Raw genomic sequence first — 14,788 nt, 5'->3', positions numbered from 1 at the left:
GGCTTGAAACGGAAAATTATTTTCGAAACACAACGACTTATTGTCAGAGAATGGCAGTCGGAAGATGAAGCGGAATTGAAAAAATTTTTGCAAGATGAAAATGTGATGTATGCCTATGAACACGCTTTTTCTGATGAAGAGGTTGCAAACTGGCTAAAGTGGAACTTACAGTCCTATCAAGAATACGGCTACGGCTTATGGGCGTTAGAGAAGAAACGAACAGGCGAAGTCATCGGCGAGTGTGGTCTCACCAATCAATTAGTAAAAGGTAAGAGCTATCCAGAAATTGGTTATCATTTATGTGTGAAAGAATGGCACAAAGGGTATGCGATTGAAGCTGCCGCAGCGACAAAGCAATACGCATTCGATGTATTAAATTTTCCAGAAGTTATTTCAACGATTCGTGATACGAACTTAGCCTCTATGAATGTCGCTATTCGAAACCAGATGCTTGTTAGGGATCGATACATTAAAACATACCGTGGCAAAACGATGCCTCACTATGTTTTCTCTGTTAAAAATCAAAAGAATGAAGACTGAAAAAGTGCCACTTGTCAGATGGAATAGAAAAAGTGTAAAATGGAGTGAAAGAGAAAAGGGAAAAGAGGGATGGTTATGAGACCAAATTTAGGATTTTACGTTCAAACAATTAATGATATCGTTAAAACAACAGAAGACATTGGCGAAGTCATGAATCCATATTACGAAGAAGTTCGTCAAGCGATCGATAAGAATAAAGTGAATGATTTAACAGCCGAACGAATTGCAGAAATTCAAGCAAAATTTAAAGAAGGTACTGAAAAATATGAATTAATGCTCAAAAAAGTCGGAACATTAAAACCGACGCCACAAGTACTTGGCATTCACAAAAAATTTCAACATGCTTATACAGAATATGTAGCAGGATGCAATGAAATGATTTTAGCAACAGATCCAGAAACAGGTATTGATGCAGATTTATTTAATGCTTCAGAGGAAAAGCAGGATCAAGCAACGGATGAATTAACCTTTGCCATTACGCGGATGAGCAACATTCTTTTGAAAAAAATAAAAAACTAATAAAAATAACTAACGAATTTAATATTTTTTTTTCATGTCTTTTTTATGGACAAAAGAGAAAGTGTATTGTATTATTAATTCATACCAACAACAACCTTTTTATTTTCATTTTACTCTTATTGAGTAAATACTCCTTTTCCATCGGCAAAACTGCCGGTGGTTTTTTTGTTATTTTTTTTTTTTTATTTAATAATAAAACAACCTTTGATTTTTATTAAAATCAAAGGTTGTTTTAGCTTGTTAATTTTCAACATTTCGCACATAATCATCAAAGTATTGAATTAACTCTTTCTTGATTTGTTGATAATCTGCTTCAGAATAGTTCTTTTCTTCTAGCGTACCATTAAAAAATGGCAAATTTAGTTCTTCTTTTAAACGTTCAATCACTTCTTCTTGCTTCATAAGGACCCCTTCTCAACGAATTGTTCTCTTCTATTATAGAACATTGTAGTCATCCGTCAATTGTTCAAAGGCAATTTTCATTTCCTCTAGACGTTCATTCAATTGATGGGTTTCATCTTCTTCATTGAAAAAATGTTGTTTTAATTCAAAATAAAAATTTTCGAAGGCTTGGAAAAAAGGCTCAGACTTGTTGTTTTCAAGAGCAGGAACACTTGTGTAGAGAACACGAGCGCTATGGTAGTAAGTGAAAACCTCGTTAATATTTAATAAAATACGCGCTTCTTCTGGGCGTGGTCGACTTGTAACTAAGTCATGTAAAGATAAACTTTTTGTATGGGTTTCAGATAAATAAAATAAAAATAGTTCCAATTGCTCTTTTGTTGCAGACATGAAAACTCCTCCTCAAACAGTAGTAACATTTATTATAAATGAAAATGAAAGTGCTTGAAAAGCAATGCGCTCAGCAAAAATAATTATTTTAAAGGAAAACTATAGTTGTTGCTTTAGCATTCTTTTTAATCATGATAAACTGAGAGAAGTATAGTAGGTCCTGACAGAGGAGGAAACAAATGAAAATTGTGATTATTGGTGCATCATTCGCAGGTATTTCCGCAGCAATTGCTTCAAGGAAAAAATATCCCCAAGCAGAAATTTCTTTAATTGATAAACAAGCAACAGTGGGGTATTTATCTGGTGGCTTAAGTGCGTATTTTAATCATACCATCAATGAATTACACGAAGCACGTTACATAACGGAAGAGGAATTACGTCGTCAAAAGATTCAGTTGCTTTTAAATAGAGAAGTTGTGGCAATGGATGTTGAGAACCAATTGATTGCTTGGACACGAAAGGAAGAGCAACAGTGGTATTCTTATGATAAATTGATTTTAGCGACAGGCGCGAGCCAGTTTTCCACGCAAATTCGTGGTAGTCAAACAGAAAAACTACTCAAATATAAATTTTTATCAGGTGCTTTAGCGGCTGTTCCATTACTGGAAAAGAGCCAGACAGTAGCCGTCATTGGTGCAGGACCCATTGGAATGGAAGCTATTGATTTTCTTGTGAAAATGAAGAAAACTGTCCATGTCTTTGAAAGTTTAGAAAATCTATTGCCTAAATATTTTGATAAAGAAATGGTTGCAGATGTTCAAAAATCTTTGGAAAAACAAGCAGTAATTTTCCATTTTGAAGAAACGGTCCTAGGAATTGAAGAAACGGCAAATGGTATTGTTCTTGAAACAAGCGAACAGAAAATTTCTTGTGACAGTGGGATTTTTGCTTTAAACTTACATCCTCAATTAGCCTATTTAGATAAAAAAATTCAACGGAATCTGGATCAGACAATCGCGGTGGATTCTTATTTACAAACTTCAGTGCCGAATGTTTTTGCCATCGGAGATTGCATTTCAGTTATGAATGAACCAGTCGCGGAAACTTTTTATGCTCCGTTAGTGAACAATGCGGTACGAACTGGCTTAGTAGTCGCCAACAATTTAGAAGAAAAAACACACCGATTCATTGGCTCTTTGCGAACAATGGGAACAAAAGTGGGGGACTATTATCTTGCTAGTACAGGTCTAACCGAAACGGAAGGTTTATTTTTTCCGCAAACACTTGCTTCCGTAATTGTTAGACAGCCAGCGCCGCCTCTACAACATGGGACAGAAATTTTAGGCAAATTAATCTATGATAAAGTGACGCAACGGGTCCTTGGTGCACAGCTTTGTTCAAAAAACAATTGTTTAGAAAAAATAAATACGTTAGCATTAAGTATCCAAACAGGTCAGACACTGACAGACCTATTACAAAAAGATTATTTTTATCAACCTTCCTTAACCAATATTTATGATATTACAAATTTGATGGGTGCTTCGGCTTATTGGAGAGAGAACGATGAAAGTTGAGACGTTATTGGAAAAGAAAGCGATGCGACAATTATTAACGGTGCAACAAACCATCTTAGCAGGCGGCACCTGCTCAGTCTCTGATTTAACAGCATTTTTAGCGGTCACAAAAGCCTCCTTTGAAAAAGACTTAGAGGATTTACATTATTTTTTGAAACCTTTTGGACAGGATTGTCAGCTTACTTATGATGGCCAACAGCTATCAATCACCTTATCGGATTTTTTTTCGTTGAATCATTTAATTGAAGCATTTGTAAAAGAGTCTCTTAAATTTCAACTTTTAGATTATTTATATCGTAATAAAGAGTTTTCTATTGTTCAATTAACGACTAAATTTATGATTAGTGAGTCTTCTTTATTTCGAAAGATTAAAGAACTCAATCAATTGTTAGCCGCCTTTGATTTGCAAATAAAAAATGGACAACTACAGGGAGAAGAATTGCAGATTCGTTACTTTTACTTTCAGTTGTATTGGTATATTACTCCCTATGAAATACACCAGAAAAAAATGATGTCGCCGTTAAATAAACGGATAATTGAAGGGATTGAGACTGGCTTAGGTTTTACTTTTAATGAATATAATGCGTTAAAAGTTAGCCTTTGGTTGAGTATTACGAAAAAGCGCCTAGCGGTCACTTCAAAAAAATATCAACAATTGAGAAAGAAAATGATTGATTTTAAAGAAGATCCGTTATTTAAGCAAGTTCGACAATTGTTTTTCCGTTTTTCTAGTCGCTATTCATTAGAATTAGACGAAGGAGAAAGCATGATTCATTTTGTTTTTCTAATCACAATGTCGGTCTTACCAGAATCAGCTTTTGATGAATATTCCTTAATTCGGGGACGTCGTTCCGCTGTTTCTTTAGCTGATACGTTTATCTTGGAAAATGTGGTCTTGTATTATCGGCCCCATAAATTTGAACCTACTCTTGAGAAAACCATGGCTTACTATTTTTCACAAATTCATGGAAAACTGTATTTTTTTAAAGGAGAATTGGAAGTTTTTGATCGGGCCCATATCTGGGAAAAAGAACAGCAATTATCTAGTCGGGAATTAGCTTCTTTTTCAACAACGTTATTAGAAAAAGCTTTAGCTTGTTTTGATGAAACGTATCAACCAGGAGATAGTTTGCATGAACTTTCTCTGGTCAAATATTTAAGCGTGTTGGCATTAATTGAATTTAAAATGATTGGCGAAATAAAAATTGGAATTCATTTAGCAATGGATGCTCTTTATCAAGCGGCGTTAACACAAGTATTAATGCTTAGTCTTAAAAATATGAATGGCACGCTGGTGGAGAGGTATCAGCCTGAACAAACATATGATTTAATTGTGACCAATTATCAGCAAACGAGCTATCAAGGAACACCGGAAGTCTATGTTTTGTCAGAATTAAGTTCGACCTATGATGTGCAACAATTAAAAAAGAAAATACGTACCTTGCGGGAGAAATAAACAAAAGGTTGGTGTGACGGAAATTATCTGATCCTCGCACCAGCCTTTTTACAATTAAAAGTCGAAAATTAGGCTTTTTTAAACAAAAATGTTTCTTTTTATTGAAAAATTAGAGATAATAAAAGTATTATTGAAAGCGTTATCTTTGTTGGTTTTAGTAGAAATCCTTTCAATTTTTTTAAAATAAAAAAAGTTTTTGACATGTTTAGTTATTCTTTTGTTTGTAAGATAGGGACATAAAGAAAAACGATTTCAAAAACGTTTAGGAGGAATTATCATGGCAGAAGAAAAATACATTATGGCGATTGATCAAGGAACGACTAGTTCTCGTGCAATTATTTTTGATAAAAAAGGAAACAAAATTGGTAGTTCACAAAAGGAATTTACTCAATATTTCCCTAATGCAGGTTGGGTGGAACATAATGCCAATGAAATTTGGAATTCTGTTCAATCCGTTATTGCAGGTTCTTTAATTGAGTCAGGAGTGAAACCTACAGATATTGCCGGAATTGGGATAACAAACCAACGGGAAACAACCGTTGTTTGGGACAAAGCAACTGGGTTACCAATTTATAACGCAATTGTTTGGCAATCACGCCAAACGACACCTATTGCTGATCAACTAAAAGAAGATGGCTACAGCGAAATGATTCATGAAAAAACTGGGTTAATCATTGATGCTTATTTCTCAGCAACGAAGGTTCGTTGGATCTTAGATCACGTAGAAGGTGCGCAAGAACGTGCAGAAAATGGAGAATTGATGTTTGGAACAATTGACACTTGGCTCGTTTGGAAATTAACGGGAGATACTCATGTCACTGATTATTCAAATGCAAGTCGGACGATGTTGTTTAATATCCATGATTTAGATTGGGATCAAGAAATTTTGGATCTTTTAAATATCCCACGAGTGATGTTACCGAAAGTCGTTTCGAACTCTGAAGTGTATGGATTAACAAAAAATTACCATTTTTACGGAAGTGAAGTACCTATCGCTGGGATGGCTGGTGACCAACAAGCCGCTTTATTTGGTCAAATGGCCTTTGAACCTGGGATGGTTAAAAATACCTATGGAACAGGCTCATTTATTGTCATGAACACTGGCGAAAAACCTCAACTTTCTAAAAATAATCTGCTTACCACTATTGGCTATGGCATTAACGGCAAAGTATATTATGCCTTGGAAGGAAGTATCTTCGTGGCTGGTTCAGCGATTCAATGGTTACGAGATGGCTTAAAAATGTTGCAAACGGCTGCTGAATCTGAAGCAGTAGCCAAAGCGTCAACAGGGCACAATGAAGTTTATGTGGTTCCGGCATTCACTGGTTTGGGCGCACCATATTGGGATTCACAAGCGCGTGGGGCTGTCTTTGGATTAACACGCGGTACCACGAGAGAGGATTTTGTCAAAGCGACACTTCAAGCAGTTGCGTATCAAGTTCGTGACATTATTGACACGATGAAAGAAGATACAGGCATAGACATTCCTGTCTTAAAAGTAGACGGTGGAGCAGCAAACAATGATTTCTTGATGCAATTCCAAGCAGATATTTTAAACACTGCTGTTCAAAGAGCCCATAACTTAGAAACAACGGCCTTAGGCGCAGCTTTCTTGGCGGGCTTAGCGGTTGGCTTCTGGAAAGACTTAGAAGAAATCAAAGCATTCCAAGAAGAAGGACAACAATTTGAACCAATTATGGCGGAAGAAGAACGAGAAGATTTATATGAAGGTTGGCAACAAGCAGTAGCAGCTACCCAACAATTCAAACGTAAAAATAAGTAAATGGAAAAGGGGAATTTTCTATGACTTTCTCAATAGAAACACGCCGACAATCAATCGACGCTTTAAAAACACAACACTTAGATGTCTTAATTATTGGTGGTGGTATTACTGGCGCAGGCGTTGCCCTGCAAGCCAGTGCCGCTAAAATGAAGACAGGGTTAATTGAAATGCAGGATTTCGCAGAGGGCACCTCTTCACGATCAACCAAATTAGTTCATGGTGGTATCCGCTATTTGAAAACGTTTGACGTGGAGGTGGTAGCAGATACAGTGAAAGAACGAGCCGTCGTTCAATCCATTGCGCCACACATCCCTAAAGCGGATCCCATGTTATTGCCAATTTATGATGAGCCAAATGCAACATTTAATCTATTTTCTGTCAAAATAGCAATGGATTTATATGATCAGTTAGCTGATGTAACAGGTACCAAGTACGCCAACTATTTGTTAACAAAAGAAGAGGTTTTGGCACGTGAGCCACAACTAAAAAGTGAAGGTCTACAAGGTGGCGGTGTTTATTTAGATTATCGAAATAATGATGCTCGTTTAGTTATTGAAAATATTAAACAAGCAGTAGCTGACGGGGCGCATGCTGTGAGTCGGGTTCAAGCGGTGGGCTTTTTATACAATGATGAAGGGAAAATTACTGGCATTCAAGCAAAGGACCTACTAACTGACGAACAGTTTGAGATTCACGCAGATGTTGTGATTAATACTACTGGTCCTTGGTCAGATAAATTAAGAGGCTTAGACAAAAATGATTCATTTACACCACAAATGCGTCCAACCAAAGGGGTTCATTTAGTTGTCGACAAAAGCCGTTTAAATGTTCCTCAACCAACGTATTTTGATACAGGTAAACAAGATGGCCGCATGGTCTTCGTTGTTCCAAGAGAAGAAAAAACATATTTTGGGACGACGGATACAGATTACCATGGAGACTTTCAAAATCCAACAGTAGAACAAAGTGATGTGGATTACCTATTGGAAGTAGTCAATAATCGTTATCCAGAGGTGCAATTAACAATTGATGATATCGAAGCCAGCTGGGCTGGCTTACGACCTTTAATTTCTGCTAACGGTGGCTCAGATTATAATGGGGGAAACAATGGAAAACTTTCAGATAAAAGTATTGATGAAGTCATTGATGTCGTTGACAGATACCAAAAAAACCAAACAGATAAACGAGAAATTGAAGAAGTCCTAAACCATCTGGAAGACAGTTTGGTGGAAAATAAAGTCAATCCTTCAGCTGTCTCTCGAGGCAGCTCATTGGAAAGATCAGCGGATGGCTTGCTCACTTTGGCTGGTGGGAAATTAACAGATTATCGTAAAATGGCAGAAGGTGCGATGAAAATGATTCAAACCATCTTAGCAGAAGAATACCAGAAAGAATTCACCTTAATTGATTCTAAAAACTATCCAGTTTCAGGCGGAAAATTGAACCCTGCAACGGTAGACGAAGAATTGGAAGCGTTGGCAAAACATGGCGTGTCTAAAGGGTTAAGTGAAAAGGATGCACTATACTTAGCTCATTTATATGGCTCCAACGTACCAACTGTTTTTGAAATGATTGATGATGCCAAAGTAATTCCTGGTTTAACCTTAACAGAAACTGTCTCTTTAAACTATGCGATGGAAGAAGAAATGGCTTTAACACCCGTCGACTTTTTATTGCGACGGACCAACCACTTATTATTTATGCGTGATCGTTTGGACCAAGTGAAAGCGGGAGTCATTGAAGAAATGGCACAGCATTATCAGTGGACAGCGGAAGAAAGAGCACGACACATTGAAACATTAGAAAAAGTAATTGAAGAATCAGATTTAAAAAATTTGAAAGTAGGGTGAAGAAAAAATGGGAACTTCGATGATGACACAATTATTCGGTGAATTTTTCGGAACGATGATTTTAGTTTTACTAGGGGATGGCGTCTGTGCCGCAGTTAACTTGAAGAAAAGCAAAGCCTTTGCTTCTGGTTGGGTCGTTATTGCTTTAGGTTGGGGCGCTGCTGTTACATTAGCTGTTTACATGTCTGGGTATATGAGTCCAGCGCATTTAAATCCTGCTGTAACAGTTGCGATGGCAATTACTGGAAACTTTGAATGGGGCATGGTTTTACCTTATATCGTAGCTCAAGTCCTAGGCGGTTTTATTGGTGGTTTAGTTGTCTGGTTAGCTTATTTACCCCATTGGAACATTACAGAAGACAAAGGTGCTATTTTAGGAACCTTCGCCACTGGTCCAGCTGTCCGTAACTATCCAGCCAATGTTTTAACAGAAATTATCGGCACATTTGTCTTGGTTTTTGGCTTACTAGCCTTTTCTCAAAACGACTTAGCGGCTGGCATTAACCCAATGCTTGTTGGGATTTTGGTCTTAGGACTAGGTCTATCATTAGGCGGACCTACAGGTTATGCAATTAACCCTGCACGTGATTTAGGACCTCGTTTAGCGCACCAAATTATTCCTGTGAAAACAAAAGGTGATTCTGATTGGGCTTATTCTTGGGTGCCAATTGTGGGACCTATCTTAGGGGCTTCATTAGCTGCAGTAATTTATTTATTCACTATTTAATAAAATGAAATGTAAATAGTTGTTTTAGACAATAAAAAACGCTTGTGAGAAGTAATCAATTCTTGCAAGTGTTTTTTGCTACATATTAAACAAAAAAAGATTTCCTTAGACATTTAGACAATTTGTCTAAATGCGGAACAGAACAATTTTCCTATATGATACAATAAAAGTGCACAAGTAAGTGGGGGAGTAACATTTCATACTTATTTGTCAATTTTAATCTGGACAATGTGTTCAGTAATATATACTAATTTAAAAAGGAGTACATGATTTGAATGGGATAATGGTTTTGTTAGTGGGCGCTGGGTACATCGGTTGGGTTATTTATAGAAATGGTCGTACGTATTTCCGTTATAAAAAAAATCTAAAAAAATATCAAACGACGCACCATCTAACGGACAGTGACCTAGAGATGTACCAAAGAATTATGGACGAATTAAAAAAACAAATTATTTATTTAAACGAACTAACGAATAAGTCACGAAATTTAAAAAAAATTGAACAAGTAGAACTGGGTGTTGCTTCCGCTAAGGGCATCTTTAAACACTTAGTGAAGTATCCAGAAGCAATTACTCATTTTAGTGATTTTTTATATCATAAGGTACCAGAGATTTTACGAGCATCAGAACGGTTTTTAAGCATTAAAGAAGATAAATTGTCAACAGAAGAAATAACACTTGCAACCAATGGTATCTTAAGTACCATACGAGTGTTGTCGGAAAGTATCACAGATGATTATGAAAGATTAGTCTCCGAAGCATCTGAGGAAATTGCCTTATCAAAAAAATTAGTGGAGAGAAAAAATGGCTAAACAAAAGAATTTTTATGATACATATGATGCGCTTTTTCAAAAGCCAAAATGGTCGTTTTTTCCTGTCACAAGAACAGACACAGTAAAGCAACTTCCTAACCCCAATAAAAAAGTGGTAAAACCACAGACGAAAAAAAAGAAAAAACAAAAAAAGAACAAAAAAATTATTTGGATAGGCATTGCTGTAGCAATTGGCTTTATAGTATATATTGATCTTGCGGAGAAAGATGATTATTGGGATTACTCCGCTTCATCAGAAGATGTTTATCCTTTAAAAGAAGCTGGACTTACCACAACTGGACCTGTTGATTTAGAAAAACCACTAAAAGTCACAATAGAACAAAATAAACTTTTATTTAATCAAGGCTACCAAATAGAAATTATCGGCGATGCCGATATTGAAACCAGTGGCGGAAAGAACTTTTTAATTTTACCTTCTACAGAGGAGTATCCAGATACAAAATATCTAGGCAATATCAGTTTTTATGAAAAAAGAGACTATTATACATCGGCAGGTATGTACCTTTCTGGCAATCTTATCAACAGTCTTTCTGATTATTTAGATACAAGTAAAGAGTTTATCAAAGCATATCCAATTGATAAAATTGCTGATGTACAAACCGGCTATATTTTAAAACGGAATCAAGGATATACAGACATCTCAAAATATTATCTCTTTAAAGATGGGACAGGATTTGAATTAGAAGTCTCTGTTGACCAATTGGAAAAGGTCAAAGATCCCAAAGACTATTCTTCTTTTGTAAAAACATACGCAAAAGAAGTCGCTTTTATAGAAAAAAGTTTTAAATTTGAGTCTACTGATGAGGAATCTCGATAGAGAAAATAGTTTTCATCTTCAAGTAGCGCCTAGCAATACCTTTGTTGAAAAAATGTAAGAGCCTGAGACAAAAAACACTTTGGATTTTTGTCTCAGGCTTAAAAACTGATCAGCGGTGGAAGCGTAGCACTTTAAGGACTGAAGTACGACGTGTACCCACTTACTAGATTGTCTTTGAAGGTAACGTAGAAAAGAACAGCAATATACAAGCGACCTACAAACTATTTTCTGTCAGACTAAAACTGGCAGAAGTGGTTTGTAGGTTGCTTGTTTTCATTATGGCTGGTGAGACAGGTTGGCGCTTGATGTTTGTTTTAATATTGCAAATCAAAAATGGCGATACTTATTTTACTGAAAATTAGTTCCCAATCTTCTCGGGTTAATTCTTCTTCTAAAATGTAAATTCGGTCTATTTCTTTTGGTAAATCAAATAAGGGATAGTCAGTAATCACAATATCACAACTAGAAAAATCGGTTCGTTCAAAAATAATATCCTCACTAAATGCTTGCTTGATTTTCATCATAATAAAGCTAGCAATGTAAAAATCGCGAGAATATGCAACACCAATTTTAATTTTTTTGCGGGGACTATAGTGCTTATAAATTCGTAACAACAATTCACATGTCCAAATTGGGTTCTCCTGATCCTTAAATCTTAACTGATAAGGGGAATGCGCTGAAAAGTTTTGATAAAAAGCATAAATTTTTTTCTGTAAATCTTTTTGATAAGTACTATTTTTATTGACTAAAAAATCTAGAATCGCGGTATTTGGTTGCTGTGAAATAAATAATTGGTTATAGATAATATTTTTAAATAAAATAAGTAAGAAGTAATGACGATCAAATTCACGCATTTTTGGAATTTGAAAAACTTCGCAAAAATTGGTTAATAAAGAATCAACGTAGAAATATTCTGGGCAAGAAATTTCATTTAGAGCAGTCAGTAAATCTTTGGCTCGTTTTGCTGAATCAAAATTATCAATGGCAATGGGTGCAATGATATCTACAACCCGCTGTTGATCTTCTGAAAAATTTGATTGGGAACAAAAAATAGTTTGTTTTGAGTCTGAGAAAAGCCTTAAATAAGGATGTTCTTCAAATTCTTTTTGGAGATCATCTTCACAAGTATATGGAAAGCGATATTTTGCGATGTGTAAAAGTAAATTTAATTTTAGTAGAGAAGCGTGTTCCAAGCGTTCAAGAATTTCTGGTTTAATATGTTGCGTCAGTATATCTTCAAAATAAGTAGAGGTATAACGTGGTAAGGCTAAGGTATTTAAAAAGATGGTCCAGTAGACATCAAGAAAAGCATATAGGACTTGAAATTCAGAACCTGTAATCACTTTACTCGCGGAGGGGGAAAAATGGACGGAAATTCCATACAAACCAAATAGTTTATTAATGTTATTTAACCGTTTGTAAATGTAAGATGAGCTAAAATTAGTTTCTTGACTCACTTTCCAGACAGAATTGTTTTCTTTTTTGATAATTGCTTGAAAAAGAATGAAGTCAGTAGAATGGACACAGTAATAATTAAATAATAAAAAATAGTGGGAAAGAAAATCATTGGAAGTCGTATGTAATGAAATTTTTCCGTGATGGATCTGAATCTCTAAGGTATTTTCAGGAAGGGTTGCTAAGTCTTCTTGAATTTCACGAAGATAAATTGATAAATTTTTAGTAGAAAGATCGAATTTTCGGGCAACACTAGATAAATCAAGGTTTGTTTGTTTTGCTAAGTATAAAAAGACAGCCAATTTTTTTTGTGTTTTCTTTGAAAGTAAAAATGTTTTTATGGCATCTTGTGTTTTGATGAGACTCACTCCTTAGTAATAACTTCTCTTTTATTATAATAGTTCGCCTAATAAATTGTAATAAAAAAGAACAATTCTCATTGGTTTATGAGAAAATAACAAGATATTCAGCAGGAAAACACCTGTGTCAGTCGACACAGGTGTTACGATGAGCAAAAAGAGCGGGTTCTTTTTTTATCAAATAATTTTCCAAAGTGACGTGATCAACTAAAGAATCAATCACCCCTTCTTTAGAAACTGAAAATCCTGCAGCCTGAATTGCTATTTGAATGGCTGCTTCAGTCGGATAACCTTTCGAAAGATAGGAGGCAAGCGCGCTGATAAAGCTGTCACTGGCACCAGTACTATCCACAGCTATATTTTCTGTTGCAGGGAAATAGTGGCACACTTGGGGTGTTTTTAATAACACGCCTTTTTTTCCTAAAGTAACAATGACATTTTTTACGCCCATTTCTAAGAAGTACGCCGCTTTATCTTCTAATGTACCAGTATCTGGTTGAAGTTCCAATAATTCATCTTCATTGGGAATGAAAAAATCAACCTTTTCTAGTATATTCACTGGAATATGATGAATAGCAGCTGGTTTTAAAATAATCGGTACGCCTGAATGTTGGGCAATTTCACAAGCTTTCTCTACAGCAGACAAAGGAATTTCTGTTTGAATGAGACAAAAACTGGCATCCATAAATAGGTGTTTTTGCTGTGCGATTTTTTTAGGTGTAAGCGCTGTGTTTGCACCAGGTAAGATTGAAATCATGGAGTCGCCGCTTGTCTCAACATAAATATAAGCTTGACCAGTCTCAGTATCTTGAATACGTGTGATACCATCTGTCGTAACGTGGTATTTTTCTAATTCTTTATATAAGTAATTCGCATCTGTGTCTGAGCCTAAACAACCAATTAAGGTGGCCTGATGGCCCAGTTTGGTTAAGCCAACAGCTTGATTTAATCCTTTTCCGCCGGGGAATTTAGCATAGCTAGACAAAAAATTTGTTTTGCCGTTATGTGGTAAATTTGTTGAATACAGATAATTATCAACGTTTAAACTACCCACTACAATCATTTTGCTATGTGGATTAACACTAGACATGCCTAATGTATTTTTGTGATCTAGCACCAATTTTTCAGCCTCATTAATCAAGGCTGTTTTTTCTTTGCGTTTGTTAAGCAATAATAAGGCTAACTGGCTACCAAACGTCTCTGTATCTAATAAGACGGAAGAAATATGATCAGGTAAAAATGAACGATCAATTTTTCGCTTAATTGCGAGTAAAGAGTAATTATCGGGGGTTCGCAAACCGCTCTGCTTTAAAAGCTGTTCCAAAAAAACAGCCTGGGTATAGTCATCAGTAAGGATACCCGTAATCCCATCTGTGATAAGCTGATTACTGAAATCAGCAGGGATAGTAGTTAAAATATTTTCTTTACTGAAGGGTAAATTGACATCAAATAAGGCTTTTTTATAGCCTGCAATAATTGCTTCTTTATATTTTTGGTTAGTGACGAAATAACTAATTTTTTTATGGTTATTCTGTAATAATTCTCGGGTTAAAACATAACTAGCTTCTTCATAAAGCCTCGCTAGAGAAGGCAATTCGTTAGTTGAGTGATTGACGAAATAGTAAGGAATCGTTAATTCTTCTATAAATTTCGCGTATTGTTTACTGTTTTCATTGATTGGGTCCCAAATAATGCCACTGGCTTGTTTTAAAGTTGGCGAGGTAATATTTTTCAGTTCTTGTTCTAAACTACCGTGACTATTTAAAATCAAGCAGCTATAGCCATTTTCTTGAGCTTTATCAATAAAGCTCGTAACCCAAGCCTCAAAAGTTTCATGGCTATTTAATAATAACACGAAGGTTTTTGTAGTACTATTTGTGACTAGATTTGCTGAGTAAGGTGTGTAGTTGTAATCTCGAACGATTTTTAAGACACGCTCACGGGTTTCTTTACTAATAGTTTGATCTTTATTATTTATAATTTTGGATACAGTTGAAGCGGAAACGCCAGCTAATTTTGCAATATCTTTAATATTCATCATTTTCGTCCTTTCACTGAACTCTTTTTTATAGTAAGCATTCTAAAAGCAGAAAGTCAAGAAAAAGCCTAATTATTTATTATTTAGAAATTCTGCTTGACTTTTA

13 protein-coding genes are annotated in these 14,788 nt (G+C 35.5%); 9 read left to right on the top strand and 4 right to left on the bottom strand.

All coding sequences use genetic code 11. From position 1 onward, the window contains the following. The first annotated feature begins 3 nt into the window (after window positions 1–3). The gene (locus tag IGI63_RS03765; protein WP_002381760.1) at window positions 4–540 is read left to right on the top strand and encodes a GNAT family N-acetyltransferase; all 537 of its coding nucleotides are present in this window, start codon (window positions 4–6) and stop codon (window positions 538–540) included. Window positions 541–609: 69 nt separating this feature from the next. After that, window positions 610–1,059: a hypothetical protein gene (locus tag IGI63_RS03760; protein ID WP_429975339.1), complete on the top strand. Its 450-nt coding sequence runs from the start codon at window positions 610–612 to the stop codon at window positions 1,057–1,059. 240 nt (window positions 1,060–1,299) lie between these two features. Here IGI63_RS03760 and IGI63_RS03755 read toward each other — a convergent pair whose 3' ends face one another. Together IGI63_RS03755 and IGI63_RS03750 are read right to left on the bottom strand one after the other, a co-directional pair. Further along, complete coding sequence (locus tag IGI63_RS03755) at window positions 1,300–1,461, bottom strand: hypothetical protein (protein ID WP_002357133.1); 162 nt, start codon at window positions 1,459–1,461, stop codon at window positions 1,300–1,302. A 33-nt stretch (window positions 1,462–1,494) separates the two neighbouring features. Beyond that, window positions 1,495–1,851, bottom strand: coding sequence for a hypothetical protein (locus IGI63_RS03750; protein WP_002365807.1), 357 nt, complete (start codon window positions 1,849–1,851; stop codon window positions 1,495–1,497). Between the two features lie 179 nt (window positions 1,852–2,030). On the opposite strand from IGI63_RS03750, the gene IGI63_RS03745 reads away from it, so the two are divergent. The 7 genes from IGI63_RS03745 to IGI63_RS03715 all read left to right on the top strand — a co-directional run bounded on the left by IGI63_RS03745 (window position 2,031) and on the right by IGI63_RS03715 (window position 10,830). Further along, the gene (locus IGI63_RS03745; protein WP_429975338.1) at window positions 2,031–3,365 is read left to right on the top strand and encodes an FAD-dependent oxidoreductase; all 1,335 of its coding nucleotides are present in this window, start codon (window positions 2,031–2,033) and stop codon (window positions 3,363–3,365) included. Next, entirely contained in the window at window positions 3,355–4,821 is a 1,467-nt protein-coding gene (locus IGI63_RS03740; RefSeq protein ID WP_429975337.1) for a helix-turn-helix domain-containing protein, read from the top strand. The genes IGI63_RS03745 and IGI63_RS03740 overlap by 11 nt, the downstream gene beginning before the upstream one ends. 277 nt (window positions 4,822–5,098) lie before the next feature. Then, on the top strand, window positions 5,099–6,604 hold the full coding sequence (gene glpK, locus IGI63_RS03735; RefSeq protein WP_071646736.1) for a glycerol kinase GlpK: 1,506 nt from the start codon (window positions 5,099–5,101) through the stop codon (window positions 6,602–6,604). Between the two features lie 20 nt (window positions 6,605–6,624). Further along, window positions 6,625–8,454, top strand: a complete 1,830-nt coding sequence (gene glpO, locus IGI63_RS03730) for a type 1 glycerol-3-phosphate oxidase (protein WP_192190072.1) — start codon at window positions 6,625–6,627, stop codon at window positions 8,452–8,454. A 7-nt stretch (window positions 8,455–8,461) separates the two neighbouring features. Further along, window positions 8,462–9,181 (top strand): MIP/aquaporin family protein, encoded by a 720-nt coding sequence (locus IGI63_RS03725; RefSeq protein WP_002357140.1) that lies wholly within the window; start codon window positions 8,462–8,464, stop codon window positions 9,179–9,181. Between the two features lie 283 nt (window positions 9,182–9,464). Beyond that, on the top strand, window positions 9,465–9,992 hold the full coding sequence (locus IGI63_RS03720; RefSeq protein WP_048737323.1) for a 5-bromo-4-chloroindolyl phosphate hydrolysis family protein: 528 nt from the start codon (window positions 9,465–9,467) through the stop codon (window positions 9,990–9,992). Continuing rightward, window positions 9,985–10,830, top strand: a complete 846-nt coding sequence (locus tag IGI63_RS03715) for a hypothetical protein (protein ID WP_429975336.1) — start codon at window positions 9,985–9,987, stop codon at window positions 10,828–10,830. The genes IGI63_RS03720 and IGI63_RS03715 overlap by 8 nt, the downstream gene beginning before the upstream one ends. A 314-nt stretch (window positions 10,831–11,144) precedes the next feature. On the opposite strand, the gene IGI63_RS03710 is transcribed toward IGI63_RS03715, so the two are convergent. Together IGI63_RS03710 and IGI63_RS03705 are read right to left on the bottom strand one after the other, a co-directional pair. After that, window positions 11,145–12,653, bottom strand: coding sequence for a helix-turn-helix domain-containing protein (locus tag IGI63_RS03710; protein ID WP_002394554.1), 1,509 nt, complete (start codon window positions 12,651–12,653; stop codon window positions 11,145–11,147). Window positions 12,654–12,771: 118 nt separating this feature from the next. After that, window positions 12,772–14,685: a PfkB family carbohydrate kinase gene (locus tag IGI63_RS03705; RefSeq protein ID WP_429975335.1), complete on the bottom strand. Its 1,914-nt coding sequence runs from the start codon at window positions 14,683–14,685 to the stop codon at window positions 12,772–12,774. Between the last annotated feature and the right edge of the window lie 103 nt (window positions 14,686–14,788).

The organism is Enterococcus sp. DIV0086, from assembly GCF_050498705.1.
In the GTDB taxonomy this organism is placed as follows: domain Bacteria; phylum Bacillota; class Bacilli; order Lactobacillales; family Enterococcaceae; genus Enterococcus; species Enterococcus faecalis.
The sequence above is the reverse complement of the archived record's forward strand: the minus strand, read 5'-3'. Positions and strand labels throughout refer to the sequence as shown.

What these genes read in the sequence shown, in the direction of transcription:
- IGI63_RS03760 (WP_429975339.1), top strand. Translation starts at nt 610, where the DNA reads ATGGTTATGAGACCAAATTTAGGATTTTACGTTCAAACAATTAATGAT.
- IGI63_RS03755 (WP_002357133.1), bottom strand. Translation starts at nt 1,461, where the DNA reads ATGAAGCAAGAAGAAGTGATTGAACGTTTAAAAGAAGAACTAAATTTG.
- IGI63_RS03750 (WP_002365807.1), bottom strand. Translation starts at nt 1,851, where the DNA reads ATGTCTGCAACAAAAGAGCAATTGGAACTATTTTTATTTTATTTATCT.
- IGI63_RS03745 (WP_429975338.1), top strand. Translation starts at nt 2,031, where the DNA reads ATGAAAATTGTGATTATTGGTGCATCATTCGCAGGTATTTCCGCAGCA.
- IGI63_RS03740 (WP_429975337.1), top strand. Translation starts at nt 3,355, where the DNA reads ATGAAAGTTGAGACGTTATTGGAAAAGAAAGCGATGCGACAATTATTA.
- glpK (WP_071646736.1), top strand. Translation starts at nt 5,099, where the DNA reads ATGGCAGAAGAAAAATACATTATGGCGATTGATCAAGGAACGACTAGT.
- glpO (WP_192190072.1), top strand. Translation starts at nt 6,625, where the DNA reads ATGACTTTCTCAATAGAAACACGCCGACAATCAATCGACGCTTTAAAA.
- IGI63_RS03725 (WP_002357140.1), top strand. Translation starts at nt 8,462, where the DNA reads ATGGGAACTTCGATGATGACACAATTATTCGGTGAATTTTTCGGAACG.
- IGI63_RS03720 (WP_048737323.1), top strand. Translation starts at nt 9,465, where the DNA reads ATGGTTTTGTTAGTGGGCGCTGGGTACATCGGTTGGGTTATTTATAGA.
- IGI63_RS03715 (WP_429975336.1), top strand. Translation starts at nt 9,985, where the DNA reads ATGGCTAAACAAAAGAATTTTTATGATACATATGATGCGCTTTTTCAA.
- IGI63_RS03705 (WP_429975335.1), bottom strand. Translation starts at nt 14,685, where the DNA reads ATGATGAATATTAAAGATATTGCAAAATTAGCTGGCGTTTCCGCTTCA.